At 59.2% G+C, this 23,838-nt stretch carries 28 protein-coding genes; 16 read left to right on the forward strand and 12 right to left on the reverse strand.

Going from position 1 to position 23,838, the window contains the following annotated elements:
* Nucleotides 1–55 precede the first annotated feature (55 nt).
* From pmbA to ACZZ0A_RS00910, 6 genes are all read left to right on the forward strand, one after another.
* Nucleotides 56–1,402 carry a metalloprotease PmbA gene (gene pmbA / locus ACZZ0A_RS00885; protein ID WP_095112677.1) on the forward strand — a complete coding sequence of 449 codons (1,347 nt, stop codon included), beginning with the start codon at nucleotides 56–58 and terminating at the stop codon, nucleotides 1,400–1,402.
* A 251-nt stretch (nucleotides 1,403–1,653) separates the two neighbouring features.
* Nucleotides 1,654–2,061, forward strand: coding sequence for a FagA protein (locus tag ACZZ0A_RS00890; RefSeq protein WP_447783619.1), 408 nt, complete (start codon nucleotides 1,654–1,656; stop codon nucleotides 2,059–2,061).
* A complete protein-coding gene (locus ACZZ0A_RS00895; protein ID WP_463542400.1) occupies nucleotides 2,042–3,418 on the forward strand; it encodes a class II fumarate hydratase in 1,377 nt (458 codons plus the stop codon). The genes ACZZ0A_RS00890 and ACZZ0A_RS00895 overlap by 20 nt, the downstream gene beginning before the upstream one ends.
* A gap of 30 nt (nucleotides 3,419–3,448) precedes the next feature.
* Complete coding sequence (locus ACZZ0A_RS00900; protein ID WP_007912432.1) at nucleotides 3,449–3,889, forward strand: hypothetical protein; 441 nt, start codon at nucleotides 3,449–3,451, stop codon at nucleotides 3,887–3,889.
* Between the two features lies 1 nt (nucleotide 3,890).
* Entirely contained in the window at nucleotides 3,891–4,502 is a 612-nt protein-coding gene (locus tag ACZZ0A_RS00905; RefSeq protein WP_042704935.1) for a superoxide dismutase, read from the forward strand.
* A 30-nt stretch (nucleotides 4,503–4,532) separates the two neighbouring features.
* The gene (locus tag ACZZ0A_RS00910) at nucleotides 4,533–5,426 is read left to right on the forward strand and encodes a ZIP family metal transporter (RefSeq protein ID WP_007912429.1); all 894 of its coding nucleotides are present in this window, start codon (nucleotides 4,533–4,535) and stop codon (nucleotides 5,424–5,426) included.
* Between the two features lie 94 nt (nucleotides 5,427–5,520).
* Here ACZZ0A_RS00910 and ACZZ0A_RS00915 read toward each other — a convergent pair whose 3' ends face one another.
* From ACZZ0A_RS00915 to ACZZ0A_RS00960, 10 genes are all read right to left on the reverse strand, one after another.
* A complete protein-coding gene (locus tag ACZZ0A_RS00915) occupies nucleotides 5,521–5,796 on the reverse strand; it encodes an HPr family phosphocarrier protein (RefSeq protein ID WP_007912428.1) in 276 nt (91 codons plus the stop codon).
* A 15-nt stretch (nucleotides 5,797–5,811) separates the two neighbouring features.
* On the reverse strand, nucleotides 5,812–6,669 hold the full coding sequence (gene rapZ, locus ACZZ0A_RS00920; RefSeq protein ID WP_007912427.1) for an RNase adapter RapZ: 858 nt from the start codon (nucleotides 6,667–6,669) through the stop codon (nucleotides 5,812–5,814).
* Nucleotides 6,670–6,671: 2 nt separating this feature from the next.
* A complete protein-coding gene (ptsN, locus tag ACZZ0A_RS00925; protein WP_007912426.1) occupies nucleotides 6,672–7,136 on the reverse strand; it encodes a PTS IIA-like nitrogen regulatory protein PtsN in 465 nt (154 codons plus the stop codon).
* Nucleotides 7,137–7,148: 12 nt separating this feature from the next.
* Complete coding sequence (gene hpf, locus ACZZ0A_RS00930) at nucleotides 7,149–7,457, reverse strand: ribosome hibernation-promoting factor, HPF/YfiA family (protein ID WP_007912419.1); 309 nt, start codon at nucleotides 7,455–7,457, stop codon at nucleotides 7,149–7,151.
* Between the two features lie 73 nt (nucleotides 7,458–7,530).
* Nucleotides 7,531–9,024: an RNA polymerase factor sigma-54 gene (locus ACZZ0A_RS00935; RefSeq protein ID WP_042704934.1), complete on the reverse strand. Its 1,494-nt coding sequence runs from the start codon at nucleotides 9,022–9,024 to the stop codon at nucleotides 7,531–7,533.
* A gap of 187 nt (nucleotides 9,025–9,211) precedes the next feature.
* The gene (gene lptB / locus ACZZ0A_RS00940; RefSeq protein WP_007912415.1) at nucleotides 9,212–9,937 is read right to left on the reverse strand and encodes an LPS export ABC transporter ATP-binding protein; all 726 of its coding nucleotides are present in this window, start codon (nucleotides 9,935–9,937) and stop codon (nucleotides 9,212–9,214) included.
* Entirely contained in the window at nucleotides 9,937–10,482 is a 546-nt protein-coding gene (gene lptA / locus ACZZ0A_RS00945; RefSeq protein ID WP_007912414.1) for a lipopolysaccharide transport periplasmic protein LptA, read from the reverse strand. The genes lptB and lptA overlap by 1 nt, the downstream gene beginning before the upstream one ends.
* Nucleotides 10,469–11,041 carry an LPS export ABC transporter periplasmic protein LptC gene (gene lptC, locus ACZZ0A_RS00950; RefSeq protein ID WP_007912413.1) on the reverse strand — a complete coding sequence of 191 codons (573 nt, stop codon included), beginning with the start codon at nucleotides 11,039–11,041 and terminating at the stop codon, nucleotides 10,469–10,471. The genes lptA and lptC overlap by 14 nt, the downstream gene beginning before the upstream one ends.
* An 8-nt stretch (nucleotides 11,042–11,049) precedes the next feature.
* Nucleotides 11,050–11,574: a KdsC family phosphatase gene (locus ACZZ0A_RS00955; RefSeq protein WP_007912407.1), complete on the reverse strand. Its 525-nt coding sequence runs from the start codon at nucleotides 11,572–11,574 to the stop codon at nucleotides 11,050–11,052.
* Entirely contained in the window at nucleotides 11,574–12,548 is a 975-nt protein-coding gene (locus ACZZ0A_RS00960) for a KpsF/GutQ family sugar-phosphate isomerase (protein WP_007912405.1), read from the reverse strand. Before ACZZ0A_RS00960 ends, ACZZ0A_RS00955 begins: the two co-directional genes overlap by 1 nt.
* A 275-nt stretch (nucleotides 12,549–12,823) precedes the next feature.
* Between ACZZ0A_RS00960 and ACZZ0A_RS00965 the strand changes: the two genes are divergently transcribed.
* From ACZZ0A_RS00965 to hisC, 10 genes are all read left to right on the forward strand, one after another.
* Nucleotides 12,824–13,633, forward strand: coding sequence for an ATP-binding cassette domain-containing protein (locus tag ACZZ0A_RS00965; RefSeq protein WP_007912403.1), 810 nt, complete (start codon nucleotides 12,824–12,826; stop codon nucleotides 13,631–13,633).
* The gene (mlaE, locus tag ACZZ0A_RS00970; protein ID WP_007912402.1) at nucleotides 13,633–14,430 is read left to right on the forward strand and encodes a lipid asymmetry maintenance ABC transporter permease subunit MlaE; all 798 of its coding nucleotides are present in this window, start codon (nucleotides 13,633–13,635) and stop codon (nucleotides 14,428–14,430) included. Before ACZZ0A_RS00965 ends, mlaE begins: the two co-directional genes overlap by 1 nt.
* On the forward strand, nucleotides 14,430–14,897 hold the full coding sequence (gene mlaD, locus ACZZ0A_RS00975; RefSeq protein ID WP_007912400.1) for an outer membrane lipid asymmetry maintenance protein MlaD: 468 nt from the start codon (nucleotides 14,430–14,432) through the stop codon (nucleotides 14,895–14,897). The genes mlaE and mlaD overlap by 1 nt, the downstream gene beginning before the upstream one ends.
* A gap of 11 nt (nucleotides 14,898–14,908) precedes the next feature.
* Complete coding sequence (locus ACZZ0A_RS00980) at nucleotides 14,909–15,556, forward strand: MlaC/ttg2D family ABC transporter substrate-binding protein (RefSeq protein ID WP_038357539.1); 648 nt, start codon at nucleotides 14,909–14,911, stop codon at nucleotides 15,554–15,556.
* On the forward strand, nucleotides 15,553–15,858 hold the full coding sequence (locus ACZZ0A_RS00985) for an STAS domain-containing protein (RefSeq protein ID WP_042704933.1): 306 nt from the start codon (nucleotides 15,553–15,555) through the stop codon (nucleotides 15,856–15,858). The genes ACZZ0A_RS00980 and ACZZ0A_RS00985 overlap by 4 nt, the downstream gene beginning before the upstream one ends.
* Before the next feature lie 115 nt (nucleotides 15,859–15,973).
* Nucleotides 15,974–16,213 carry a BolA family protein gene (locus ACZZ0A_RS00990; RefSeq protein WP_007912386.1) on the forward strand — a complete coding sequence of 80 codons (240 nt, stop codon included), beginning with the start codon at nucleotides 15,974–15,976 and terminating at the stop codon, nucleotides 16,211–16,213.
* 22 nt (nucleotides 16,214–16,235) lie between these two features.
* Complete coding sequence (murA, locus tag ACZZ0A_RS00995; protein WP_007912385.1) at nucleotides 16,236–17,501, forward strand: UDP-N-acetylglucosamine 1-carboxyvinyltransferase; 1,266 nt, start codon at nucleotides 16,236–16,238, stop codon at nucleotides 17,499–17,501.
* Nucleotides 17,502–17,625: 124 nt separating this feature from the next.
* Nucleotides 17,626–18,261 (forward strand): ATP phosphoribosyltransferase, encoded by a 636-nt coding sequence (gene hisG / locus ACZZ0A_RS01000; protein WP_007912384.1) that lies wholly within the window; start codon nucleotides 17,626–17,628, stop codon nucleotides 18,259–18,261.
* 124 nt (nucleotides 18,262–18,385) lie between these two features.
* On the forward strand, nucleotides 18,386–19,723 hold the full coding sequence (hisD, locus tag ACZZ0A_RS01005; protein ID WP_007912383.1) for a histidinol dehydrogenase: 1,338 nt from the start codon (nucleotides 18,386–18,388) through the stop codon (nucleotides 19,721–19,723).
* Between the two features lie 3 nt (nucleotides 19,724–19,726).
* A complete protein-coding gene (gene hisC, locus ACZZ0A_RS01010) occupies nucleotides 19,727–20,779 on the forward strand; it encodes a histidinol-phosphate transaminase (protein WP_414916142.1) in 1,053 nt (350 codons plus the stop codon).
* 192 nt (nucleotides 20,780–20,971) lie between these two features.
* Here the strand turns inward: hisC and ACZZ0A_RS01015 are convergent, their stop codons facing one another.
* A complete protein-coding gene (locus ACZZ0A_RS01015) occupies nucleotides 20,972–21,691 on the reverse strand; it encodes a DUF4198 domain-containing protein (protein WP_463542402.1) in 720 nt (239 codons plus the stop codon).
* 12 nt (nucleotides 21,692–21,703) lie between these two features.
* Complete coding sequence (locus ACZZ0A_RS01020) at nucleotides 21,704–23,809, reverse strand: TonB-dependent siderophore receptor (RefSeq protein WP_463542403.1); 2,106 nt, start codon at nucleotides 23,807–23,809, stop codon at nucleotides 21,704–21,706.
* Between the last annotated feature and the right edge of the window lie 29 nt (nucleotides 23,810–23,838).

A 23,838-nucleotide genomic window follows, 5' to 3' on the forward strand; every position in this document is an offset into this window, starting at 1 on the left:
CCGGCCCGGTCGCTCGATGACCCCAGCCGAAAGCAGAATTTGAGTGGAGATGAGCATGAGTGCAGTTGAAAGCGTCGGCCCGCAGGCATTGCCGGCACTGCAAGAACAAGTCGAGCAGATCATCGCCGAAGCCAAGCGTCAGGGCGCCAGTGCCTGTGAAGTAGCGGTGTCGCTGGAGCAGGGCCTGTCGACGTCGGTGCGCCAGCGCGAAGTCGAAACCGTTGAATTCAACCGCGATCAGGGCTTTGGCATCACGCTGTACGTGGGCCAGCGCAAAGGCTCGGCCAGCACCTCGGCAACCGGCCCGGATGCGATTCGCGAGACCGTCGCAGCGGCACTGGCCATCGCTAAACACACCTCCGAAGACGAAGCCTCGGGTCTCGCCGATGCGGCGTTGATGGCCAAGGAGCAGCACGATTTCGATTTGTTCCACGAATGGGACATCACCCCGGAGCAGGCCATCGAGAAGGCCCTGCTCTGTGAAGCAGCGGCCTTCGACGCCGATGCGCGGATCAAGAACGCCGACGGCACCACGCTGAGCACTCATCAGGGCTGTCGCGTTTACGGCAACAGCCACGGCTTTATCGGCGGTTATGCGTCGACCCGACACAGCCTGAGCTGCGTGATGATCGCTGAGGCCGACGGCCAGATGCAGCGTGATTACTGGTACGACGTGAACCGTCAGGGCAGTCTTCTGGCCGATCCGGTGAGCATCGGCCAGCGTGCCGCGCAACGGGCGGCGAGCCGCTTGGGCGCGCGCCCGGTACCGACGTGCGAGGTGCCGGTGCTGTTTTCCGCAGAGCTGGCGGGCGGTTTGTTCGGCAGTTTCCTCTCGGCGGTGTCGGGCGGCAGTCTGTATCGCAAGTCGTCGTTCCTTGAAGGCACCCTGGGGCAGAAGTTGTTTCCGGAGTGGCTGACCATCGACGAGCGTCCGCACCTGATGCGCGCAATGGGCAGTGCTTCGTACGACGGTGATGGTCTGGCGACGTATGCCAAACCGTTCGTCGAAAAGGGCGAGTTGGTGTCGTACATCCTCGGCACGTACTCCGGGCGCAAACTCGGCATGCCAAGCACGGCGAACGCTGGTGGGGTGCATAACCTGTTCGTTACCCATGGTGATGAAGACCAGGCGGCGCTGCTGAAGCGTATGGGGCGTGGCTTGTTGGTTACTGAATTGATGGGCCATGGCTTGAACATGGTCACTGGCGATTATTCGCGTGGGGCGGCAGGCTTCTGGGTCGAGAACGGTGAAATCCAGTTCGCCGTGCAGGAAGTGACGATCGCCGGCAACATGCGCGACATGTTCAAGCAGATCGTTGCGGTGGGTAATGACCTGGAACTGCGTAGCAACATCCGCACCGGCTCTGTGTTGATCGAGCGGATGACGGTGGCGGGCAGCTAAACCTCATTCGTCAGAACTAAAAAGGCGCGCCACCCCACCGGGTGGCGCGCCTTTTTTATTGGCTCCACACAAAAACCTGTGGGAGCGAGCCTGCTTGCGAAAGCGATTTAACAGCCGACCGCAGCGGTGACTGACGGGACGCCTTCGCGAGCAGGCTCGCTCCCACAATGAACTCTGCGTAAATCGGAGCTCTTGTTTTGGTTCTCATTATCATCTAATAATAAATCTCATTATCGGATGAGCCCCGGATCATGAGTTCTGCCTTGCACGAGCAGCCGTATCTCGAAAGCTGGCGCTGGATGAGTCGCCAGATCCGTTGCGCGATGGATCCTGACGAGCCGCGCGTGATCGAACATTACTTGGCCGAAGGCCGGTATCTGGCCTGTTGTACGGCCACTTCTCCCTGGACCATCGCTGAAACCTCCTTCCGCCTTCTGCTCGACACGGCCACCGACATCGCCTTGCCGTGGCACTGGCGTAGCCTCTGTCTCGATCAAGCCTGGCGCCCATTGCGTGAAATGGAACGCCTGTCCCTGTGCAAATGCCGGCTCAAACGCTGGCAACGCTATACCTGGCAGCTCGCCACTTGCGAACTGCTTCCCTCGATTCCTCTTATTGAACTGGTGCAAGGATTTTCAGATGAACAAGACACGTATTGAGCGCGACAGCATGGGCGAACTGCAGGTGCCGGTGGACGCTCTCTACGGTGCGCAAACCCAGCGCGCAGTGGATAACTTCCCGATCAGCGGCAAACCGATGCCGACGCAATTCATTCGCGCACTGATCCTCGCCAAAGCCGCCGCCGCGCGCGCCAACGTTGAACTCAACCAGATCACAGCCGCGCAGGGCAAAGCCATCAGCGACGCCGCGCAAGGCCTGCTCGAAGGCGATTTCATGCGGCATTTCCCGGTGGATATCTTCCAGACCGGTTCCGGCACCAGTTCCAACATGAACGCCAATGAAGTGATTGCCACTCTCGCCAGTCGCCTGCTCGATGAGCCAGTGAATGCCAATGATCACGTCAACTGCGGCCAGAGCAGCAACGACATCATCCCGACCACCATCCACGTCAGCGCCGCGCTGGCCCTGCACGAACAATTGCTGCCGGCGCTGCTGCACCTGGTGCAAGTGATCGAGCGCAAAGCCGGGCAAGTGCATCATCACGTCAAAACCGGCCGCACGCATTTGATGGACGCCATGCCGGTGCGCATGAGCCAGGTGCTCAACGGCTGGGCGCAGCAAATCAAAGCCAACATCGCTCACCTGCAGGATTTGCTGCCAAGCCTGCAATCCCTGGCGCAGGGTGGCACGGCGGTCGGCACTGGGATCAACGCACATCCTGAATTCGCCGCGCGTTTCAGTCGTCAGCTCAGCCAACTGACCGACGTGCAATTCACCTCGGGCAAGGATCTGTTCGCGCTGATTGGCTCGCAGGACACCGCCGTCGCCGTCTCCGGTCAGCTAAAAGCCACCGCTGTGTCGTTGATGAAAATCGCCAACGACCTGCGCTGGATGAATTCCGGCCCGCTCGCCGGTCTCGGCGAAATCGAACTGGAAGCCCTGCAACCGGGCTCGTCGATCATGCCGGGCAAGGTCAATCCGGTGATCCCGGAAGCCACCGCCATGGTCGCCGCGCAAGTCATCGGTAACGATTCGGTGATCACTGTCGCCGGCCAGTCGGGCAATTTCGAACTCAACGTGATGCTGCCGATCATCGCGCAAAACCTGTTGAGCAGCATCGAACTGCTGGCCAACTCCAGCCGTCTGCTCGGCGACAAGGCCATCGCCAGCTTCAAGGTCAACGAGTCGCGCCTGAAAGAGGCGCTATCACGCAACCCGATTCTGGTCACCGCGCTCAACCCGATTATCGGTTACCAGAAAGCCGCCGAGATCGCCAAGCAGGCCTACAAGGAAGGCCGCGCGGTGATCGACGTCGCACTGGAACACACCGACCTGTCGCGCAGCCAACTGGAAGAGTTGCTCAACCCCGAGAAACTCACCGCCGGCGGCGTGTAAACCCTGCAACCGCTTTGGAGGAGGCTCACCATGGAGCACTGGAAACGCACGATCGAACGGGCCAATCGCTGCTTCATGCTGGGCGAATTGATCGACGCCCGTGAGGCTTATCTGCAAGCTCTGGCCCTGGCGCAAGTGTTGTTCGAACGCTGGGCCGATGCCGACGAAGCGGTGGCGGCCTGCGTCATCTCCCATCACAACCTGGCGGATCTGCACTTGCGCCTGAACCAGCCGGAGGAGAGTGCCGAATACCTCTGCGCCATCCACCAACGGCTGTTGCAGACCATGCAGGACGAACGTCAGCGCCTTGCATTACGTGAAGCGGCGCTGCGCCAGAGCAGCAAGACCTACGTCGAGCTGCTGAATTTCATCAGTGAACACGGCGAATACCCGCGCACCCAGCGCCTGCTGCACCCGGATACCGGCAATGCGCGCCGCGCGCCTGTCCCACATCACCATGGAGTCCATTGAAATGGCTTTTACCTTGCCTGCCTTGCCTTACGCCTACGACGCCCTCGAACCGCATATCGATGCGCAGACCATGGAGATTCACTACACCAAGCATCACCAGACCTACATCAACAACCTCAACGCCGCCGTAGAAGGCACTGAATATGCGGAGTGGCCGGTAGAAAAACTGGTCGCCAGCGTTAAGGATCTGCCGGAAAAACTCCGTGCGGCCGTGATCAATCAGGGCGGCGGTCACGCCAACCACTCGCTGTTCTGGGAAGTGATGGTGCCGAGCGGCGGCGGTAAACCGGATGGCGCGCTGGCCAAGGCGATTGATGAGCAACTGGGTGGTCTCGACAGCTTCAAGGAAGCCTTCACCAAAGCCGCACTGACCCGATTCGGCAGCGGCTGGGCCTGGCTCAGTGTGACGCCCGAGAAAAAGCTGATCGTGGAGAGCAGCGGCAATCAGGACAGTCCGCTGATGAACGGCAACACGCCGATTCTCGGTCTCGACGTGTGGGAGCACGCCTATTACCTGCGTTATCAGAACCGTCGTCCGGAATACATCAGCGCGTTCTACAACGTGATCAATTGGCCTGAAGTTGCTGCGCGCTATCACGCCGCACTGGTTTAAGTCTTTTATAAAAACAATCCAAGGCTGACTATGGGCACTGAAACACTGGCGATCGGAAGTGGGCGTATGTTTCGCTACGCAGTGGGCTCGCTATTGCTGTTGGCGGGCATGACCTTGCTGGTTGCCCACGGACTGGAATGGCTGAATCTGGAACCGAGACTGTCACGGGCGCTTCAGGGCGGCGCGATCTGCGCCCTCGGCACGGCGCTTGGCGCTGTTCCGGTGCTGGTGATTCGGCGCATGCCGCAGGCACTCAGTGACACCTTGCTGGGATTTGGCGCGGGGGTGATGCTGGCGGCGACGGCGTTTTCGCTGATCGTGCCGGGCATTGCCGCCGCCGAAAATCTGGGTCTGACACCTTGGTCATCCAGCGGCCTGATTTGCTTCGGCATCATGCTCGGTGCATTCGGTCTGTATTTGGTTGATCGTCAGTTATCCGGAGCTTCGCCGGAAATGTTGGTCGGCACACCTGAGCATCCGGTAATTGCGCCGCGTATCTGGCTGTTCGTGTTCGCCATCATTGCCCATAACATCCCGGAAGGTATGGCCGTCGGCGTTTCCGCCGGCGGCGGCATGCCGGATGCGGACAGTCTGGCCATGGGCATCGCTTTGCAGGATGTACCGGAAGGTCTGGTGATTGCCTTGGTGCTGGCCGGGGCGGGGATGTCGCGGATCAAGGCGTTTCTGATCGGCGCGGCGTCTGGTCTGGTTGAACCGGTGTTTGCACTGTTGTGTGCCTGGCTGGTCAGTCTGGCGCAGGTGTTGTTGCCGTTAGGTCTGGCGCTCGCGGCAGGGGCGATGTTGCTGGTAGTGACCCACGAAGTGATTCCCGAGTCGCGACGCAATGGTCATGACAAGCTGGCCAGTCTTGGTTTGCTGATCGGGTTTTGTCTGATGATGGTGATGGATACGGCGTTGGGTTGAAGCAGAGCAAAAGATCGCAGGCTGCGGCAGTTCCTGCAGGGAACGCATTCCAGTGTAGGAGCTGCCGCAGGCTGCGACTTTATGATTTTGGCTGTCAGCCGCCTTCGTCGAAGTAGTTGTTGATCAACGCCACCAGCGCATCCAGGGCTTCCTGTTCCTGATGCCCTTCAGTACTCAGATAGATTTTGGTGCCCTTGCCAGCCGCCAGCATCATCATCGCCATGATGCTTTTGCCATCAATCGTGGTCTCTGGTGTACGACCCACTCTGATCGTGCAATCCGGATACTGCCCGGCCACTCCAACAAACTTGGCCGATGCGCGGGCATGCAGGCCCAGCTTGTTGATGATTTCGATTTCCAGAGCAGGCATCGCGGTGTGAATCCTTTAAGTGAGGTCGCGGTGGCGAACCTGGACGTTCTTCAGGGTTTTCTGCAGGGCCTGACCCAGGCGTTCGGTCAGGTAGACGGAGCGGTGATGCCCGCCGGTGCAGCCAATGGCAATGGTGACGTAGGCACGGTTGCTCGCGGCGAAGCGCGGCAGCCACTTGTGCAGGTAAGTGAAAATGTCCTGGAACATTTCTTCGACCTCTGGCTGCGCCGCGAGGTACTCAGCCACCGGCGCATCGAGACCTGATTGCGCGCGCAGTTCCGGCTTCCAGTACGGATTGGGCAGGCAGCGCACATCGAATACCAGATCCGCGTCGACCGGCATGCCGCGCTTGAAGCCGAAGGACTCGACCAGAAATGCGGTCCCCGGCTCCGGCTGGTTCAGCAGGCGCAGCTTGATGCTGTCGCGCAGCTGATACAGGTTCAGATTGGTGGTGTTGATCTTCAGGTCCGCGAGGTCGGCAATCGGGCCGAGCAGGGCGGTTTCATCCTGGATCGCCTCGGCCAGCGAGCGGTTGGCGTTGCTCAGTGGATGGCGACGGCGAGTCTCGGAGAAACGCTTGAGCAGGGTTTCTTCGTCGGCGTCCAGATACAGAACGTCGCACTGGATGTGCTTTCCCCGGACATCTTCAAGCAGCTCCGGAAAGCGCGTCAGGTGGCTCGGCAGGTTGCGCGCATCGATGGACACGGCCACCAGCGGTTGCGCCAGCTCAGTGTGAATCAGCGCGCGTTCGGCCAGTTCCGGCAGCAAGCCTGCAGGAAGGTTGTCGATGCAGTAATAGCCGTTGTCCTCAAGGACATCCAGAGCCGTACTTTTACCCGAGCCGGAACGGCCGCTGACGATGATCAAGCGCATGATTAATGCCCGTTCTGCTCGTCCAGGACAACCTGATACAAGGCTTCGTTGCTCGCGGCGCTGCGCAGCTTATCGCGCACGTCCTTGCGGTCGAGCATGCTGGCGATCTGACGCAGCAACTCCAGGTGCGCATCGGTGGCGGCTTCCGGGACCAGCAGTACGAACAGCAGGTCAACCGGAGCGCCATCAATGGCGTCGAAATCGATTGGCGTATCAAGGTGCATCAAGGCGCTGATAGGCGACTGGCAACCCTTGAGACGGCAGTGAGGAATGGCGATGCCGTTACCAAAACCGGTGGAGCCGAGTTTTTCACGGGCAATCAACGCCTCGAAGACATCTTGCATCTCCAGATCCGGCACTTCGCGGGCGATCAGGTTGGCAATTTGTTCGAGGGCTTTCTTTTTACTGCCGCCCGGCACGTTCACGAGGGAACGGCCGGGGGTCAGGATGGTTTCAAGTCGGATCATGGATTAGGGATGTTAACGACCGGTAGCGCCCTGAAGGAGGCTCTGGGTCTTTTCCTTATGCTTTTTGAGTTGGCGATCCAGCTTGTCGGTCAGTGAGTCGATCGCAGCATACATATCAGTATCTTCTGCGTTAGCGACCACTTCGCTGCCGGGTATATGCAAGGTGGCTTCAATTTTCTGCTTCAGCTTTTCGACGCACATCGTGACTTGCACGTTGGTGATCTTGTCGAAATGTCGCTCCAGTCGTTGGAGTTTTTCCTCGATGTAGGAACGCAGAGGTTGGGTCACTTCCAGTTGGTGTCCACTGATGTTGACTTGCATACAGCTTCTCCTTCGTTGCCAGTGCATAAAGCGGCAGGCCGAAAAGCCTGCCACTGGAACGCTGTAACGTGGCTTACATCAACCGCTTGCGTTCGCTCGAAGGCGCGATCCCGAGGGATTCGCGGTACTTGGCGACGGTGCGGCGAGCCACCTGAATGCCTTGTGCCTCCAGTAAACCAGCGATCTTGCTGTCACTCAACGGCTTTTTCTGATTTTCCGCTGCAACCAGTTTTTTGATGATCGCGCGGATCGCTGTGGACGAGCATTCGCCGCCTTCGGAGGTGCTGACGTGGCTGGAGAAAAAGTATTTCAACTCATAAATACCGCGCGGGGTATGCATGAATTTCTGTGTGGTCACCCGTGAAATCGTTGATTCGTGCATGCCGACCGCTTCGGCGATGTCATGCAGGACCAGCGGCTTCATGGCTTCGTCGCCGTACTCCAGAAAACCGCGCTGATGCTCGACGATCTGGGTGGCAACTTTCATCAGGGTTTCGTTGCGGCTCTGCAGGCTCTTGATGAACCAGCGGGCTTCCTGCAACTGATTGCGCATGAAGGTGTTGTCGGCGCTGGTGTCGGCGCGACGCACGAAACCGGCGTACTGGGCATTGACGCGCAGGCGTGGCACCGACTCCTGATTGAGCTCGACCAGCCAGCGCTCGTTGTCCTTGCGCACGATAACGTCAGGGACAACATATTCGGCTTCAGTCGACTCGATTTGCGAGCCTGGGCGCGGATTCAGGCTCTGCACCAGTTCGATGACCTGACGCAGTTCGTCTTCCTTGAGCTTCATGCGACGCATCAACTGGCTGTAGTCGCGGCCGCCGAGCAGGTCGATGTAATCGCTGACCAGACGCTTGGCTTCAGCCAGCCAAGGCGTCTTGGCTGGCAGCTGGCGCAATTGCAGCAGCAGGCATTCGCCGAGGTTGCGGGCGCCGATGCCGGCTGGTTCAAATTGTTGAATGCGGTGCAGGACGGCTTCGATTTCGTCCAGTTCGATGTCCAGTTCCGGATCGAACGCCTCGAGGATCTCTTCGAGGGTTTCATCCAGGTAGCCCTGATTGTTGATGCAATCGATCAGGGTGACGGCGATCAGGCGATCGGTGTCGGACATCGGTGCAAGGTTCAGTTGCCACAGCAGATGGCTTTGCAGGCTCTCGCCGACGGAGGTGCGTGTGGTGAAGTCCCACTCGTCATCGTCGCTGCTCGGCAGGCTGCTGGCACTGGTCTGGTAGACGTCTTCCCAGGCGGTGTCGACCGGAAGCTCGTTGGGGATGCGCTCGTTCCATTCGCCCTCCTCGAGGTTGTCCACCGTCGGGGCAGTTTCCTGATAGGACGGTTCCTGGATTTCGGTGGCGGGCTTCTGTTCGGCGTTGTCGGCCATGGGGTCGGAATTGTCGAAGTCGTCGCCTTCTTCCTGGCGTTCGAGCATCGGATTGGATTCCAGAGCCTCCTGGATTTCCTGTTGCAGATCCAGGGTCGACAATTGGAGCAGACGGATGGCCTGTTGCAGCTGCGGTGTCATCGTCAGCTGCTGGCCCATTCTCAAGACTAGCGATGGTTTCATGGCAGGGGCTTAACACCTTATTCGCCGGCGCTATGCGCCATCCACTACAGGGCGCCGAAGCGCCAAACTTAAGCAAATTATATGCCTGAAACTGAAGTGTTTGCCTAGAGCGCTGTAACAATTAAAGCGTATTAAATCCTGCTTGAATCGATACAGCGCCCGGGCGGCGCACCGGGCACTGTTGCGCTTACAGGCGGAACTCGTGGCCCAGATACACTTCCTTGACCAGATCGTTGGCCAGGATGGTTTCTGCATCGCCCTCGGCAATCAACTGACCGTCGTTGACGATGTAAGCGGTTTCGCAGATGTCCAGCGTCTCACGGACGTTGTGGTCGGTGATCAGTACACCAATGCCCTTGGCCTTGAGGTGGTGGATGATCTGCTTGATGTCGCCGACCGAAATCGGGTCGACACCGGCGAACGGTTCGTCGAGCAGGATGAATTTCGGTGCCGTTGCCAGCGCGCGAGCGATTTCCACACGGCGGCGTTCACCACCGGACAGGCTCATGCCGAGGTTGTCGCGGATGTGACTGATGTGGAATTCCTGCAGCAGGTTTTCCAGCTCTTTGCGACGGCCGGCCTTGTCGAGCTCCTGGCGGGTCTCGAGGATGGCCATGATGTTGTCGGCCACCGACAGTTTGCGGAAGATCGACGCTTCTTGCGGCAGATAGCCGATACCGGCCTTGGCACGACCGTGCATCGGCTGGTGGCTGACGTCCAGATCATCGATCAGCACGCGACCCTGATCGGCCTGTACCAGGCCGACGATCATGTAGAAGCAGGTCGTCTTGCCGGCGCCGTTCGGGCCGAGCAGGCCGACGATCTGGCCGCTGTCGATCGACAGGCTGACATCACGCACGACCTGGCGGCTTTTATAGGCCTTGGCCAGGTGCTGAGCTTTCAGAGTTGCCATTACTGGGTTTTCTCGTCGGTTTTCTTCTTCGGCTGGATCACCATGTCGATGCGCGGACGCGCCTCGGTAACCTTGCTGCCGGTAGCGCGACCGGCGCTGGCCAGTTTCTTCACGGTGTCATAGACGATTTTCTCGCCTTGCGTCGTGTTGTTGTCCTTGTCGACAACCTTGGCCTTGTCGATCAGTACAACGCGGTTTTGCGCGGCGTGGTACTGGATCGTTACGCCCCAGCCCTGTACAGGCTTGGCATCACCTTGAGTCTGCAACTGTTCGAAGTAGGCGAGGTTGCCCACCGACGTCACGACGTCGATATCGCCAGCCGGCGTACGGGTGATGGTCACCGTGTTGCCTTTAACGATCATCGAGCCTTGGGTGATGATCACATCACCTTTGTAGGTGGCGATGCCGTTCTTGTCATCCAGTTGGGCGTCGTCGGCCTGAATGCGGATAGGTTGCTGCTGATCGTTCGGCAGAGCCCAGGCGCTCACGCTTCCCAGTGCTGCGCCCAGACTGAGCAAAATAGGGAGGGTTTTAACGAGCCTCATACTGTCCTCTTACGTTCGATTGCAGGTGTATCCTGCTTTCCTTCAGGTACGCTTTCATTCCGACGCCAGTCGATACACCGCCAGCACCCTCGATTCTAACGGGTTGCTCGGTCTGCGCATATTCTTGCTGCGGGAACACGGTCATGCGGGTGCTGGTGATCAGAGTGCCGCGTTTTTTCTCATCGGTGCGCTGTACGCGTACCGAATCGATCAGTTCAACTTCGGTACCGCCCGAGTTCACTTCGCCGCGTTCGCTGGTTACGTGCCAAGGGAAGTCGGTGCCGCGATACATGTTCAGGTCCGGCTTTGTGACCAGGGTGACATCGGTAGCCTTGACGTGCTCGGCCTTGTCGGAGGTCATTTCATACTGCACTTTGCCGTCCGGCAGGTATTGCAGGGTGTGCGTGTTGGTTGCATACCAGTCGATAGGCGTTTCGACCGACGTCACCGGTGGCTTGTCGAGGAAGCGTTCCGGACTGATGTTCCAGTAGCCCACCGCGGCAAATATCGCCGCGATACAGCCGAACAGCAGGAAGTTGCGAAATTTTTTGCTAAACATGGTTTGGCTCACAGGTACGCGGCGTTGGCCGCATCGAGGCGGCCCTGGGCGCGCAGGATCAATTCGCAGAATTCGCGGGCGGCCCCTTCGCCACCACGGGCGCGGGTTACGCCATGGGCGTGTTCGCGGACGAAATCGGCGGCGTTGGCTACGGCCATGCCCAGACCAACACGGCGAATCACCGGCAGATCGGGCAGATCGTCACCGAGGTAAGCGACTTCTTCATAGCTTAGGCCCAGTTGCTCAAGCAGACCGTCGAGAACAACCAATTTGTCTTCGCGGCCCTGAAACAGGTGGGGAATCCCCAGGTTTTTCGCTCGACGTTCAACGACGGGTGTCTTGCGGCCGCTGATGATAGCGGTCTGCACGCCGGCGTTCATCAGCATTTTGATGCCTTGACCGTCGAGGGTGTTGAAGGTCTTGAACTCGCTGCCGTCTTCAAGGAAGTACAGGCGACCGTCGGTGAGAACGCCGTCGACGTCGAAAACCGCCAGTTTGATCGCTTTGCCGCGTTGCAGCAGATCGTTGCTCATTACATGACTCCTGCGCGCAGCAGATCGGAGAGGTTAAAGGCGCCGACCGGGCGATCTTCCTCGTCTACGACTACCAATGCGTTGATTCGGTGATCTTCCATGATTTTCAGGGCTTCGGCGGCCAGCATTTCCGGGCGGGCAGTCTTGCCGTGGGCCGTCATTACCTGGTCGATGGTGGCGCTGCGGATGTCGATGCTGCGATCCAGCGTGCGGCGCAAGTCGCCGTCGGTGAAGATCCCGGCGAGTTTACCGTCCGTTTCAAGGATAACGGTCATGCCCAGACCTTTACGGGTCATTTCCATCAATGCGTCTTTGAGCAGCGTGCCGCGTTGGACTTGCGGCAACTCTTGTCCGGCGTGCATGACGTTTTCCACTTTCAGCAGCAGGCGACGGCCGAGGGCGCCACCCGGGTGCGAGAAAGCGAAATCTTCGGCGGTGAAGCCGCGTGCTTCCAGCAGTGCCACGGCCAGCGCATCGCCCATGACCAGTGCTGCGGTCGTCGACGAGGTCGGTGCCAGGTTCAGCGGGCAGGCTTCGTGTTCGACGTGAACGTTGAGATTGACTTCGGCCGCCTTGGCCAGCGGCGATTGCGGGTTGCCGGTGACGCTGATCAACTGGATGCCCAGACGTTTGATCAATGGCAGCAAAGTCACGATTTCATTGGTCGAGCCGGAATTCGACAGGGCCAGGATCACGTCGTCGCGGGTGATCATGCCCATGTCGCCATGACTGGCCTCGGCCGGGTGCACGAAAAATGCAGGGGTGCCGGTGCTGGCCAGGGTCGCGGCAATCTTGTTGCCGATGTGCCCGGATTTGCCCATGCCAACCACGACCACACGGCCTTTACTGGCCAGAATCATCTCGCAAGCACGTACGAAATCGGCGTCGATATGGGGCAGCAAGCCTTGTACGGCTTCCACTTCGAGTTGGATGGTGCGTTGTGCCGATTGAATCAGGTCGCTGGATTGGCTCATGTCAGAAATCGTATAGCCCGATGAAAAGGCGGCGATTATAGCGGTTATGTTGCAAAGGCTCACGCAAGTTCGTCGTGCTTTGTCATTCCTCGTTACCAAAAGCCGGCAAAAGAGCCTGCGCACCTGTCATATCGCCGAACACAGGCTGGTACAAGCCTTGGGCGCTTAGCCTTTGCAGTGATATAGTTCGCCGCCAGTTCGGCCTGCCCGGGATGTACGTGCTTTTTAAGTAAAGACAGGCGTCCGAGTGAGAGGCTGCATCGCAAGGAGTTTAGATGAGTGCCGATAACGCCTACGCGGTCGAGCTGAAGGGAGTCTCCTTCAAGCGCGGTGCGCGCAGCATTTTCAATAACGTCGATATTCGCATCCCGCGCGGCAAGGTCACCGGCATCATGGGACCTTCCGGGTGTGGCAAGACCACGCTGCTGCGATTGATGGGTGCACAATTGCGCCCTGCCAGCGGCGAAGTCTGGGTCAACGGCCAGAACCTGCCTGCGCTTTCGCGCAGCGATCTGTTCGATGCGCGAAAGCACATGGGTGTGCTGTTTCAAAGCGGCGCGCTGTTCACCGATCTCGATGTGTTCGAGAACGTCGCTTTCCCACTGCGTGTTCATACCGATTTGCCGGAAGAAATGATCCGCGACATCGTCCTGCTCAAATTGCAGGCGGTCGGTCTGCGCGGTGCCATCGAATTGATGCCGGATGAGCTGTCGGGTGGCATGAAGCGCCGTGTCGCACTGGCGCGGGCGATTGCGCTCGATCCGCAGATCCTCATGTACGACGAACCGTTCGTCGGGCAGGATCCGATCGCCATGGGCGTGTTGGTCCGTCTGATCCGTCTGCTCAATGATGCTCTGGGGATCACCAGTATCGTGGTGTCCCACGATCTGGCTGAAACCGCGAGCATCGCTGACTATATCTATGTCGTCGGTGATGGTCAGGTGCTGGGTCAGGGTACGCCGGACGAGTTGATGAACTCGGACGAGCCGCGGATCCGCCAGTTCATGACCGGCGATCCCGATGGCCCGGTGCCGTACCATTTTCCAGCGACGGATTACCGCGCAGATCTTCTGGGGAAGCGCTGATGCGCAGAATTTCATTAATAGAACGCGTGCGCCGGTTCGGCGAGGCGGCGATCGACGCCGTCGCGGTGTTCGGTCGTGCGACGCTGTTTCTGTTTCATGCCTTGCTGGGGCGTGGCGGGATCAGCGGTGGCTTCAGCCTTCTGGTCAAGCAACTGCATTCAGTCGGCGTGATGTCGCTGGTGATCATCGTCGTTTCCGGGATCTTCATCGGCATGGTGCTGGCGCTGCAGGGCTTCAGCATTCTGTCGAGCTACGGTTCGGAACAGGCCGTGGGGCAGATGGTTGCGCTGACCCTGTTGCGTGAGCTCGGCCCGGTGGTGACAGCGCTGTTGTTCGCCGGTCGTGCCGGTTCGGCGTTGACGGCAGAGATCGGCAACATGAAGTCCACCGAACAGCTTTCCAGCCTGGAAATGATCGGCGTCGATCCGCTCAAGTACATCATTGCCCCGCGCCTGTGGGCCGGCTTCATTTCTCTGCCAGTGCTGGCGATGATTTTCAGCGTGGTGGGCATCTGGGGCGGTTCGTGGGTGGCTGTCGACTGGCTGGGTGTGTATGAAGGCTCTTATTGGGCAAACATGCAGAACAGCGTGAATTTCACCAGTGACGTGCTCAATGGCGTGATCAAAAGTATTGTTTTCGCCTTTGTAGTGACCTGGATCGCCGTATTCCAAGGCTACGACTGTGAGCCCACTTCCGAGGGGATCAGCCGTGCCACCACCAAGACCGTGGTGTTTGCCTCGCTGGCAGTGCTCGGCCTGGACTTTATTCTGACCGCTTTGATGTTTGGAGATTTCTGATGCAAAACCGCACCCTGGAAATCGGTGTCGGCCTGTTCCTGCTGGCAGGGATCCTGGCTTTGTTGCTGCTTGCTTTGCGGGTCAGTGGTCTGTCTCCGACGTCGACCACCGACACCTATAAACTGTATGCCTACTTTGACAATATCGCCGGTTTGACGGTCAGAGCCAAAGTGACCATGGCCGGTGTGACCATCGGCAAGGTAACGGCAATCGATCTGGATCGCGACAGCTTCACCGGTCGGGTCACCCTGCAAGTGGATAAAAAGGTCGACAACCTGCCGACCGACTCCACAGCGTCTATCCTGACCGCTGGTCTGCTGGGCGAGAAGTACATCGGTATCAGCGTAGGTGGTGAAGACAAGCCGCTGAAGGATGGCGGAACCATCCACGACACCCAGTCGTCACTGGTACTGGAAGACCTGATCGGTAAATTCCTGCTCAATACCGTTAGCAAAGACGCCAAATGAGGAGCTTTTGAATGATCTCTATCTTGCGACGCAGCCTGTTGGTGCTGTTGGCGGCCTTGCCGTTGATGGGTAACGCCGTGGCTGCTGCGACTTCGGCACATGATCTGGTTCAGGACACGACCACCCGGTTGCTGGCCGACCTGGCTGCCAACAAAGAGAAATACAAGCAGGATCCGACTGATTTCTACGCGGCGCTCAACACCATCGTCGGGCCGGTAGTGGATGCCGAAGGCATTTCCAAAAGCATCATGACGGTCAAGTATTCGCGCAAGGCCACTCCGGCGCAGATGCAGACCTTTCAGGAAAACTTCAAGAAAGGCCTGTTTCAGTTCTACGGTAACGCCTTGCTTGAGTACAACAATCAGGGCATTACCGTTGATCCTGCCAAGGACGAATCGGGCGATCGCACCAGCGTCAACATGACCGTCAAGGGCAGCAGCGGCGCGATCTATCCTGTGCAGTACACGCTCGAGAAGATCAACGGCGAGTGGAAACTGCGCAACGTGATCATCAACGGCATCAACATCGGCAAGCTGTTCCGTGATCAGTTCGCCGACGCGATGCAGCGCAATGGCAACGATCTGGACAAGACCATCAATGGTTGGGCCGGGGAAGTGGCCAAGGCCAAGGAAGCCACCGAAAAGAACCCCGCGCAATGAATGAGGCCGCAGTTCGTATGAGTGATGTCGACGAGCTTCTGCTCAGTGGCGTGCTGGACTATCGCACCGGTGCCGACCTGCGCAAGGAAGGCCAGGCGCTGATCAAGTCCAGCAAGGCTGCTTCGCTGGTGATCGATTGCTCGGCGGTGAAGAAGTCCAGCAGCGTCGGTTTGTCGTTGCTGCTGTGCTTCATGCGCGATGCGAATGCGGCCGGCAAGGCTGTTAGCATCCGTGCGATGCCCGAAGACATGCGCGAAATTGCTCAGGTCAGTGAACTGACCGAACTGTTGGCGCACCCCTGAACCCACATCTATAAAGAAGCCCCCCGTCAGAGTCCTGCCATGCGGGGTTCGCAGGCGCGGGGCTTTTTTGTATGATGTCCGACCCGTGCGCACAGGGCGCCGATTGAGGTTGAGCATGCAGGCCGTAGAAGTGAAGAGCTTCCTTGAAGGAAAGCTGCCCGGAACGTTGGTAGAAGTTGAGGGCGAAGGCTGCAATTTCCAGCTGAACGTGATTAGCGATGAACTGGCGGCGTTGAGCCCGGTGAAGCGTCAGCAGCAGATCTATGCCCATTTGAACCCATGGATCACCGATGGCAGCATCCATGCGGTCACTATGAAATTTTTCAGCAGCGCGGCCTGGGCCGAGCGCACCTGAGCCTAAGGGCGTCGAGATTCTTATGGATAAATTGATTATTACCGGTGGCGCTCGTCTTGATGGCGAGATCCGCATTTCCGGCGCAAAAAACTCTGCCCTGCCGATCCTGGCTGCCACCCTGCTGTGCGATGGCCCGGTGACCGTTGGCAACCTGCCGCACCTGCACGACATCACCACCATGATCGAGCTGTTCGGTCGCATGGGCATTGAGCCGGTGATCGACGAGAAGCTCAGCGTCGAAATCGACCCGCGCACCATCAAGACCCTGATCGCGCCGTACGAACTGGTGAAAACCATGCGTGCCTCGATCCTGGTATTGGGCCCGATGGTAGCCCGTTTCGGTGAAGCCGAAGTGGCACTGCCTGGCGGTTGCGCCATCGGTTCGCGTCCGGTCGACCTGCACATCCGTGGCCTCGAAGCCATGGGCGCGGTCATCGACGTCGAAGGCGGCTACATCAAGGCCAAGGCCCCTGAAGGTGGCCTGCGCGGTGCGCACTTCTTCTTCGACACCGTCAGTGTGACCGGTACCGAGAACATCATGATGGCCGCCGCTCTGGCCAAGGGCCGCAGCGTGTTGCAGAACGCCGCCCGTGAACCAGAAGTGGTTGACCTGGCGAACTTCCTCAACGCCATGGGCGCCAAGGTTTCCGGCGCCGGTACCGACACCATCACCATCGATGGCGTCGAGCGTCTGGGTTCGGCTTTCTATAAAGTCATGCCTGACCGTATCGAAACCGGTACCTACCTGGTCGCTGCCGCTGTGACCGGCGGCCGCGTCAAGGTCAAGGACACCGATCCGACCATCCTCGAAGCCGTTCTGGAAAAACTCCGTGAAGCCGGCGCAGAAATCACCTGCGGTGAAGACTGGATCGAGCTGAACATGCACGGCAAGCGTCCGAAAGCAGTCAACGTGCGCACCGCGCCGTACCCTGCATTCCCGACCGACATGCAGGCGCAGTTCATCTCGCTCAACGCCATTGCCGAAGGCACCGGTGCGGTAATCGAGACGATCTTCGAAAACCGTTTCATGCACGTGTACGAGTTGCACCGCATGGGCGCCAAGATTCAGGTCGAAGGCAACACTGCCATCGTTACCGGTACTGAAGTCCTCAAGGGCGCGCCAGTAATGGCCACCGACCTGCGTGCTTCGGCCAGCCTGGTGATCTCGGCACTGGTTGCCGAAGGTGACACGCTGATCGACCGCATCTACCACATCGACCGTGGTTACGAGTGCATCGAAGAAAAACTGCAGATGCTGGGCGCCAAGATCCGTCGCGTTCCGGGCTGATTGCTGGATTGGGACACAGGGACGTGTCCACTGATTTTAAGAGTCGAGCCGGTTTCCGGCTCGATGTGTGTCCGCCGCCGATTGCGACCGGACATGAGTACCTTGATAAGGACTGACGTTTCCCATGTTGACCATCGCACTGTCCAAGGGCCGCATCCTTGACGACACCCTGCCGCTTCTCGCCGAAGCGGGCATCGTGCCGACCGAGAATCCGGACAAGAGCCGCAAGCTGATCATCCCCACGACGCAAGACGACGTTCGTCTGCTGATCGTGCGTGCCACCGATGTGCCGACTTACGTCGAGCATGGCGCGGCTGACCTCGGCGTTGCCGGTAAAGACGTGTTGATGGAATACACCGGCCAGGGCCTCTACGAGCCACTGGATCTGCAGATCGCCCAGTGCAAGCTGATGACCGCCGGCAAGATCGGCGCGCCTGAGCCCAAGGGCCGTCTGCGCGTGGCGACCAAGTTCGTCAACGTCGCCAAGCGCTACTACGCCGAGCAGGGCCGTCAGGTCGACATCATCAAGCTGTACGGCTCGATGGAGCTGGCACCGCTGATCGGTCTCGCTGACAAGATCATCGACGTGGTCGACACCGGCAACACCCTGCGCGCCAACGGCCTGGAACCTCAGGAACTGATCGCCACGATCAGCTCGCGCCTGGTGGTCAACAAGGCTTCGATGAAAATGCAACACGCCCGAATCCAGGCGTTGATCGATACCCTGCGCAACGCAGTGGAATCGCGACACCGCGGCTGATTTACCTGCGCGACCCCAAGTCGCGCCGTCTATCCGCCTCATAGCCAGAATTCTCAGGTGCCCAAGCGGATCGAATGATAGTTTCGGGCGCCTGAGTTTTTGCCATTCCTATGAGGCTCTCGCTATGACCGCACCGACTGCAATTCGCCGACTCAACGCTGCTGACCCGGATTTCGCGCATCATCTGGATCATCTGCTGAGCTGGGAAAGTGTGTCTGACGACTCGGTCAATCAGCGCGTGCTGGACATCATCAAGGCTGTGCGCGAACGCGGTGACGCGGCGCTGGTCGAGTTCACCCAGAAGTTCGACGGCCTCGAAGTCGCTTCGATGGCCGATCTGATTCTGCCGCGTGAGCGCCTGGAACTGGCGCTGACGCGCATCACCGTGGCACAGCGCGAAGCACTGGAAAAAGCCGCCGCTCGTGTGCGCAGCTACCACGAAAAACAGAAGCAGGATTCCTGGAGCTACACCGAAGCTGACGGCACGGTATTGGGCCAGAAGGTCACGCCGCTGGATCGCGCCGGTTTGTACGTGCCGGGGGGCAAGGCGTCGTATCCGTCGTCGGTATTGATGAACGCGATTCCGGCCAAGGTCGCCGGCGTGACCGAAGTGGTCATGGTGGTGCCGACGCCACGCGGTGAAATCAATGAGCTGGTGCTGGCGGCTGCGTGCATCGCCGGCGTCGACCGGGTGTTCACCATCGGCGGCGCGCAAGCCGTTGCGGCGCTGGCCTATGGCACCGAAAGCGTGCCGCAAGTCGACAAAGTCGTTGGCCCGGGCAACATCTATGTCGCCACGGCCAAGCGTCACGTATTCGGTCAGGTCGGCATCGACATGATCGCCGGCCCTTCGGAAATTCTCGTGGTCTGCGACGGCCAGACCGATCCGGACTGGATCGCCATGGACCTGTTCTCGCAAGCCGAGCACGACGAAGACGCCCAGGCGATTCTGGTCAGCCCGGACGCCGAGTTCCTCGACAAGGTCGCCGCGAGCATCGATAAACTGCTGCCGACCATGGACCGCGCGACCATCATCGAAACCTCGATCAATGGCCGCGGTGCGCTGATTCACGTGAAGGACATGGCGCAAGCGATTGAAGTCGCCAACCGCATCGCCCCGGAACACCTGGAGCTGTCGGTTGCCGACCCACAGGCCTGGCTGCCGCAGATCCGCCATGCTGGCGCGATCTTCATGGGCCGTCACACCTCCGAAGCGCTGGGCGACTACTGCGCTGGCCCGAACCACGTGCTGCCGACCTCCGGCACCGCGCGCTTCTCCTCGCCGCTGGGTGTGTATGACTTCCAGAAGCGTTCGTCGATCATTTTCTGCTCCGAGGCCGGCGCTTCCGAGCTGGGTAAAACGGCATCGGTATTGGCCCGTGGAGAATCGCTGAGCGCCCACGCACGCAGTGCCGAATACCGCATCAAAGACGAAGACTTTCTAAAAGGGCAGGGGAACTGAGCGATGAGTAAATTCTGGAGCCCGTTCGTCAAGGATCTGGTGCCCTACGTGCCGGGCGAACAACCGAAGCTGACCAAACTGGTCAAGCTCAACACCAATGAAAACCCGTACGGCCCGTCGCCAAAAGCCTTGGCAGCGATGCAGACCGAACTGAATGACAACCTGCGTCTGTACCCGGACCCGAACAGCGACCTGCTGAAAACCGCCGTCGCCCAGTATTACGGTGTGCAGAGCAATCAGGTGTTCCTCGGCAACGGTTCGGATGAAGTGCTCGCGCACATTTTTCACGGCTTGCTGCAACACGATAAGCCGCTGTTGTTCCCCGACATCAGCTACAGCTTCTATCCGGTGTATTGCGGTTTGTACGGCATCGAGTTTGATGCGGTCCCGCTGGATGCGCAGTTCCAGATCGACCCGGCAGACTATGCCAAGCCGAATGGCGGGATCATCTTCCCTAACCCGAACGCGCCCACCGGATGCCTGCTGGCGCTGGACGCGGTCGAGCAAATCCTCAAGGCCAGCCCGGATTCGGTGGTGGTCGTAGACGAGGCCTATATCGACTTCGGCGGCGAAACCGCGATCAGTCTGGTGGACCGTTATCCGAACCTGCTGGTGACGCAAACCCTGTCCAAGTCGCGTTCGCTGGCGGGTTTGCGTGTGGGCTTTGCGGTGGGGCATCCGGACCTGATCGAGGCACTGGAGCGGATCAAGAATAGCTTCAACTCCTATCCGTTGGATCGTCTGGCGATTGTCGGTGCGGCAGCGGCGTTCGAAGATCGCGAGCATTTCGGCAAGACTTGCCGTCTGGTGATCGAGAGCCGTGAGTGGGTGATTGCACAGTTGCAGGCCAAGGGTTTTGAAGTACTGCCGTCGGCGGCCAACTTCATCTTCGCCCGGCACCCGCAGCATGATGCGGCGGGGCTGGCGGCTAAATTGCGCGAGCAGGGTGTGATTGTGCGGCACTTCAAGCAGGAGCGGATTGCGCAGTTCCTGCGGATTTCGATTGGCACGCCGGAGCAGAATCAGGCGCTGATCGATGGGCTTGGCGATCTATAAAAGCAAGAGCCCCTCACCCTAGCCCTCTCCCGGAGGGAGAGGGGACTGAATGGGGGATGCTGTTGAACTGCACCGACCTGATGCTGCTTTACCGAATCCATAATCGACTCGGTCTTCCAGGTCGATGCATGACGCCCTGCACATCGGTCGGCTCCCTCTCCCTCTGGGAGAGGGCTGGGTGAGGGTGTGCTTTTATTCGTGATGCGGTTCGCCAAGGAATGTTAGCGAACTGAACAACCCACGACTATCCACATCCACACTGTCCTTCACCGGCACCTCAACCTGCGCCGCAATCACATTCAACCCTTCATTCCTCACCAACACCTGCGCCCGACCATCCTTGTCAGTCTCGGTGCTCAATGTGTTCGGCGCGCTGCGGTAATCACCAATCAACTTCACCCCAGCCGCCGGTTTGCCATCGAGCAACACCCGCACCGGTAATGACTTGCCCGGCCCAACCGTCAGCGGATCAACCTCCGGCAGAATCAGCAGTTTGATCTGATCGAGTTTCGGCAACTTCGCCCCCGGCTGATAAATCGCCAGGCTGTACTTGAACGTCTCCGTTGCCCCGACAGCGCCCGGCACTTTGCTGCGGCCTTCGTTGACCCACTTCTTGTCGGCCGTTTGCGACCACATGCCATTGTTCAATGCCACGGCCATCACCGCCGGCGACTTCAAAGGTTCCAGGCGAGCATGATCCGCCAGGCGCTCGACGCTCACCGGAATCATCTTGCCGGCAACGTCGTAAGCCCAGGCGCCGCTGATCTTCTGCGCTTTGAACGCGTTGTCCTCAGCGCCGTGACCATAGACCACTTCGATATTGCCGCGACGCTCTTCGGTCCATAGGCCATGAGCCGAGACTTCGCCTGCGAACAGCGCGGCGATGAGCACAAGGGTTTTGCCGTATTGCATGGTGACGTCCTTTTACAGATTGAGTGTCAGGCTGACGGTGAAGTTGCGCGGCTCGCCGGGGTTGACCCAGTAGTTGCTGTAGGAGCGCTCGTAATACTTTTCGTCGAAAAGGTTGTTCAGATTGAGGCCGACGGTGACCTTGTCGCTGGCCTTGTAATGCGCGAGCAGGTCGACGGTGTGATACGCCGGAAGTTCGAAGTCGCTGCCGGACTCTCCCGAGCGGTCGCCGACATAGGTAAACGCTGCGCCGACGTCCGAGCCGCGCAAATGGCCATCCTGAAACTCGTAAACCCCGAGCAGGCTGCCGCTGCGCTTGGCCACGCCGAGGATGCGGCTGCCGGTGGGAATTGCCGCGTCACCCTGGGTCACTTCGGCGTCGATGTAAGCGAACGCGCCGATCACCCGCACTGCGTCAGTCACTTGCCCGGTGATTTGCAGATCGAAGCCGCGACTGCGCGCCTTGCCCATCGCGCGGCTGGTGTCGCTGGCCGGGTCGAGGGCGAGGACGTTTTCCTTGTCGATGTGGAAGAAGGCGAGGGTGCTGCTCAGGCGCTCGTCAAACAGCTCGTTCTTGATCCCGACTTCGTAACCGACGCCTTCTTCCGGATCGAAGGATTTGCCGGAGGCATCTAGGCCATTGTTCGGTTTGAACGAGGTCGAGGCGTTGACGAACAGGCCGGTGTTCGGCGTCAGTTGATAGAGCAGGCCGGCGCGCTGGGTGAGGGCGTCATGGCGCTGACTGGTCTTGGCGTTACGGCTGTGATCGTCGATGTGCTGGTCGAAATGTTCGAAACGTGCGCCGATCATTCCGCGCAATTTGTCGGTGAAGATGATCTGATCCTGCAGGTTCAGCGCATGACTTTCGACCTGTTCGAAGAAGTCAGTGCCCGAGCGTGCGCCATTGGGTTTTGGCTGGCCGTAGATCGGCTTATAGATGTCGATGGCGTAAGGGCCGCCGGCAATGGTGGTGACGCGTTCGTTCTTGCGGAAGTTTTCATACTCGGTGCCGATCAGCAGTTCATGCTGCCAAGGACCGAGGTCGAACAGACCGCGCAATTCCAGTTGGGTGATGCTGTCGTGCCAACTTGTATCGCGTTCGCGCAAGCGACGGTTGACTGTGTGGCCGTCGGCGTTCAGCGCCCGTTGTTCCGAGGCGTCGCCCCAGAGTTTGCCTTCCTTGTAGTGGCTGGCCAGGCGCAGTTTCCAGCTGTCGTTGAGATGATGCTCCAGCGTGGCTTGAAGAAGATTGTTGTGATTGTCGATGTTGCCGTCATTGGGTTCGCCGAGGAAAGTCGAACGCGAAACACCGCTCCATTTGTTGTTGGGCGCGACGATGCCGCGATCGAACGTCGAGCTGTGACGGACGATTTCGCTTTCCACCAATAGCGACGTGTCCGGGTTCAATTGCCAACTGATCGAGGGCGCAACGAACACGCGTTTGCTGTCGACGTGATCGCGAAAGCTATTGTTATCTTCGACCGCGAGATTGATCCGCGACAGCACATCACCCTGATCATCCAGCGGCGTGTTGACGTCCAGTGCGGTGCGATAACGGTCCCAACTGCCGGCGCTGGTTTGCAGGGTGGTGAACGCTTCGGGCTGCGGTTTCTTGGTGACGATGTTTACCGTGCCGCCGGGATCGCCTCGGCCATACAGACTGGCGGCGGGGCCTTTGAGCACTTCGATGCGCTCGATGCTGGCCGCGTCGGGTGTGCTCGGATAACCGCGATTGGCGCTGAAACCGTCCTTGTAGAACTCCGAAGTGGTGAAGCCGCGCACGCTGTATTCGTATAGCGTCAGGCCACCGAAGTTGTTCTGCTTCGATACACCGCCGGCAAAATCCAGTGCGCGCTCGACACTGGTGCTGCCCAGATCCTTGAGCACGCTGGCGGGCACCACGCTGATCGCCTGCGGGATATCGCGGATCGCGGTGTCGGTCTTGGTCGCGCTGGATGAGCGCGTAGCGCGGTATCCCTTGACCGGTCCGGTCGGCGATTCATAGTCGGAAATGACGCTGATGGCGTCGAGTTCAATCGGTTCGGGTTCTTCGGCGAAGGCGGGATCGACCAGCAAGCCGAGGCTCAGGCCGAGCAGGGAAACCTTTGTTCGAGACGACATGTTATGTTGTTCCAATTCTTAGAATTGAA

The sequence above is a fragment of the Pseudomonas sp. AC242 genome, assembly GCF_979258655.1.

Bases quoted from the DNA above. Each gene is read 5' to 3' on its own strand.
- ACZZ0A_RS00905 (WP_042704935.1), top strand. From the start codon at position 3,891: ATGGCTTTTACCTTGCCTGCCTTGCCTTACGCCTACGACGCCCTCGAA.
- rapZ (WP_007912427.1), bottom strand. From the start codon at position 6,669: ATGCGCTTGATCATCGTCAGCGGCCGTTCCGGCTCGGGTAAAAGTACG.
- lptC (WP_007912413.1), bottom strand. From the start codon at position 11,041: ATGTTTAGCAAAAAATTTCGCAACTTCCTGCTGTTCGGCTGTATCGCG.
- murA (WP_007912385.1), top strand. From the start codon at position 16,236: ATGGATAAATTGATTATTACCGGTGGCGCTCGTCTTGATGGCGAGATC.
- hisC (WP_414916142.1), top strand. From the start codon at position 19,727: ATGAGTAAATTCTGGAGCCCGTTCGTCAAGGATCTGGTGCCCTACGTG.
- ACZZ0A_RS00985 (WP_042704933.1), top strand. From the start codon at position 15,553: ATGAATGAGGCCGCAGTTCGTATGAGTGATGTCGACGAGCTTCTGCTC.
- ACZZ0A_RS00935 (WP_042704934.1), bottom strand. From the start codon at position 9,024: ATGAAACCATCGCTAGTCTTGAGAATGGGCCAGCAGCTGACGATGACA.
- hisD (WP_007912383.1), top strand. From the start codon at position 18,386: ATGACCGCACCGACTGCAATTCGCCGACTCAACGCTGCTGACCCGGAT.
- hisG (WP_007912384.1), top strand. From the start codon at position 17,626: ATGTTGACCATCGCACTGTCCAAGGGCCGCATCCTTGACGACACCCTG.
- ACZZ0A_RS00915 (WP_007912428.1), bottom strand. From the start codon at position 5,796: ATGCCTGCTCTGGAAATCGAAATCATCAACAAGCTGGGCCTGCATGCC.
- lptA (WP_007912414.1), bottom strand. From the start codon at position 10,482: ATGAGGCTCGTTAAAACCCTCCCTATTTTGCTCAGTCTGGGCGCAGCA.
- ACZZ0A_RS01020 (WP_463542403.1), bottom strand. From the start codon at position 23,809: ATGTCGTCTCGAACAAAGGTTTCCCTGCTCGGCCTGAGCCTCGGCTTG.
- ACZZ0A_RS00890 (WP_447783619.1), top strand. From the start codon at position 1,654: ATGAGTTCTGCCTTGCACGAGCAGCCGTATCTCGAAAGCTGGCGCTGG.
- hpf (WP_007912419.1), bottom strand. From the start codon at position 7,457: ATGCAAGTCAACATCAGTGGACACCAACTGGAAGTGACCCAACCTCTG.
- ACZZ0A_RS00965 (WP_007912403.1), top strand. From the start codon at position 12,824: ATGAGTGCCGATAACGCCTACGCGGTCGAGCTGAAGGGAGTCTCCTTC.
- ACZZ0A_RS00910 (WP_007912429.1), top strand. From the start codon at position 4,533: ATGGGCACTGAAACACTGGCGATCGGAAGTGGGCGTATGTTTCGCTAC.
- ACZZ0A_RS00980 (WP_038357539.1), top strand. From the start codon at position 14,909: ATGATCTCTATCTTGCGACGCAGCCTGTTGGTGCTGTTGGCGGCCTTG.
- ACZZ0A_RS01015 (WP_463542402.1), bottom strand. From the start codon at position 21,691: ATGCAATACGGCAAAACCCTTGTGCTCATCGCCGCGCTGTTCGCAGGC.
- pmbA (WP_095112677.1), top strand. From the start codon at position 56: ATGAGTGCAGTTGAAAGCGTCGGCCCGCAGGCATTGCCGGCACTGCAA.
- ptsN (WP_007912426.1), bottom strand. From the start codon at position 7,136: ATGATCCGACTTGAAACCATCCTGACCCCCGGCCGTTCCCTCGTGAAC.
- mlaE (WP_007912402.1), top strand. From the start codon at position 13,633: ATGCGCAGAATTTCATTAATAGAACGCGTGCGCCGGTTCGGCGAGGCG.
- ACZZ0A_RS00895 (WP_463542400.1), top strand. From the start codon at position 2,042: ATGAACAAGACACGTATTGAGCGCGACAGCATGGGCGAACTGCAGGTG.
- mlaD (WP_007912400.1), top strand. From the start codon at position 14,430: ATGCAAAACCGCACCCTGGAAATCGGTGTCGGCCTGTTCCTGCTGGCA.
- ACZZ0A_RS00900 (WP_007912432.1), top strand. From the start codon at position 3,449: ATGGAGCACTGGAAACGCACGATCGAACGGGCCAATCGCTGCTTCATG.
- ACZZ0A_RS00990 (WP_007912386.1), top strand. From the start codon at position 15,974: ATGCAGGCCGTAGAAGTGAAGAGCTTCCTTGAAGGAAAGCTGCCCGGA.
- lptB (WP_007912415.1), bottom strand. From the start codon at position 9,937: ATGGCAACTCTGAAAGCTCAGCACCTGGCCAAGGCCTATAAAAGCCGC.
- ACZZ0A_RS00960 (WP_007912405.1), bottom strand. From the start codon at position 12,548: ATGAGCCAATCCAGCGACCTGATTCAATCGGCACAACGCACCATCCAA.
- ACZZ0A_RS00955 (WP_007912407.1), bottom strand. From the start codon at position 11,574: ATGAGCAACGATCTGCTGCAACGCGGCAAAGCGATCAAACTGGCGGTT.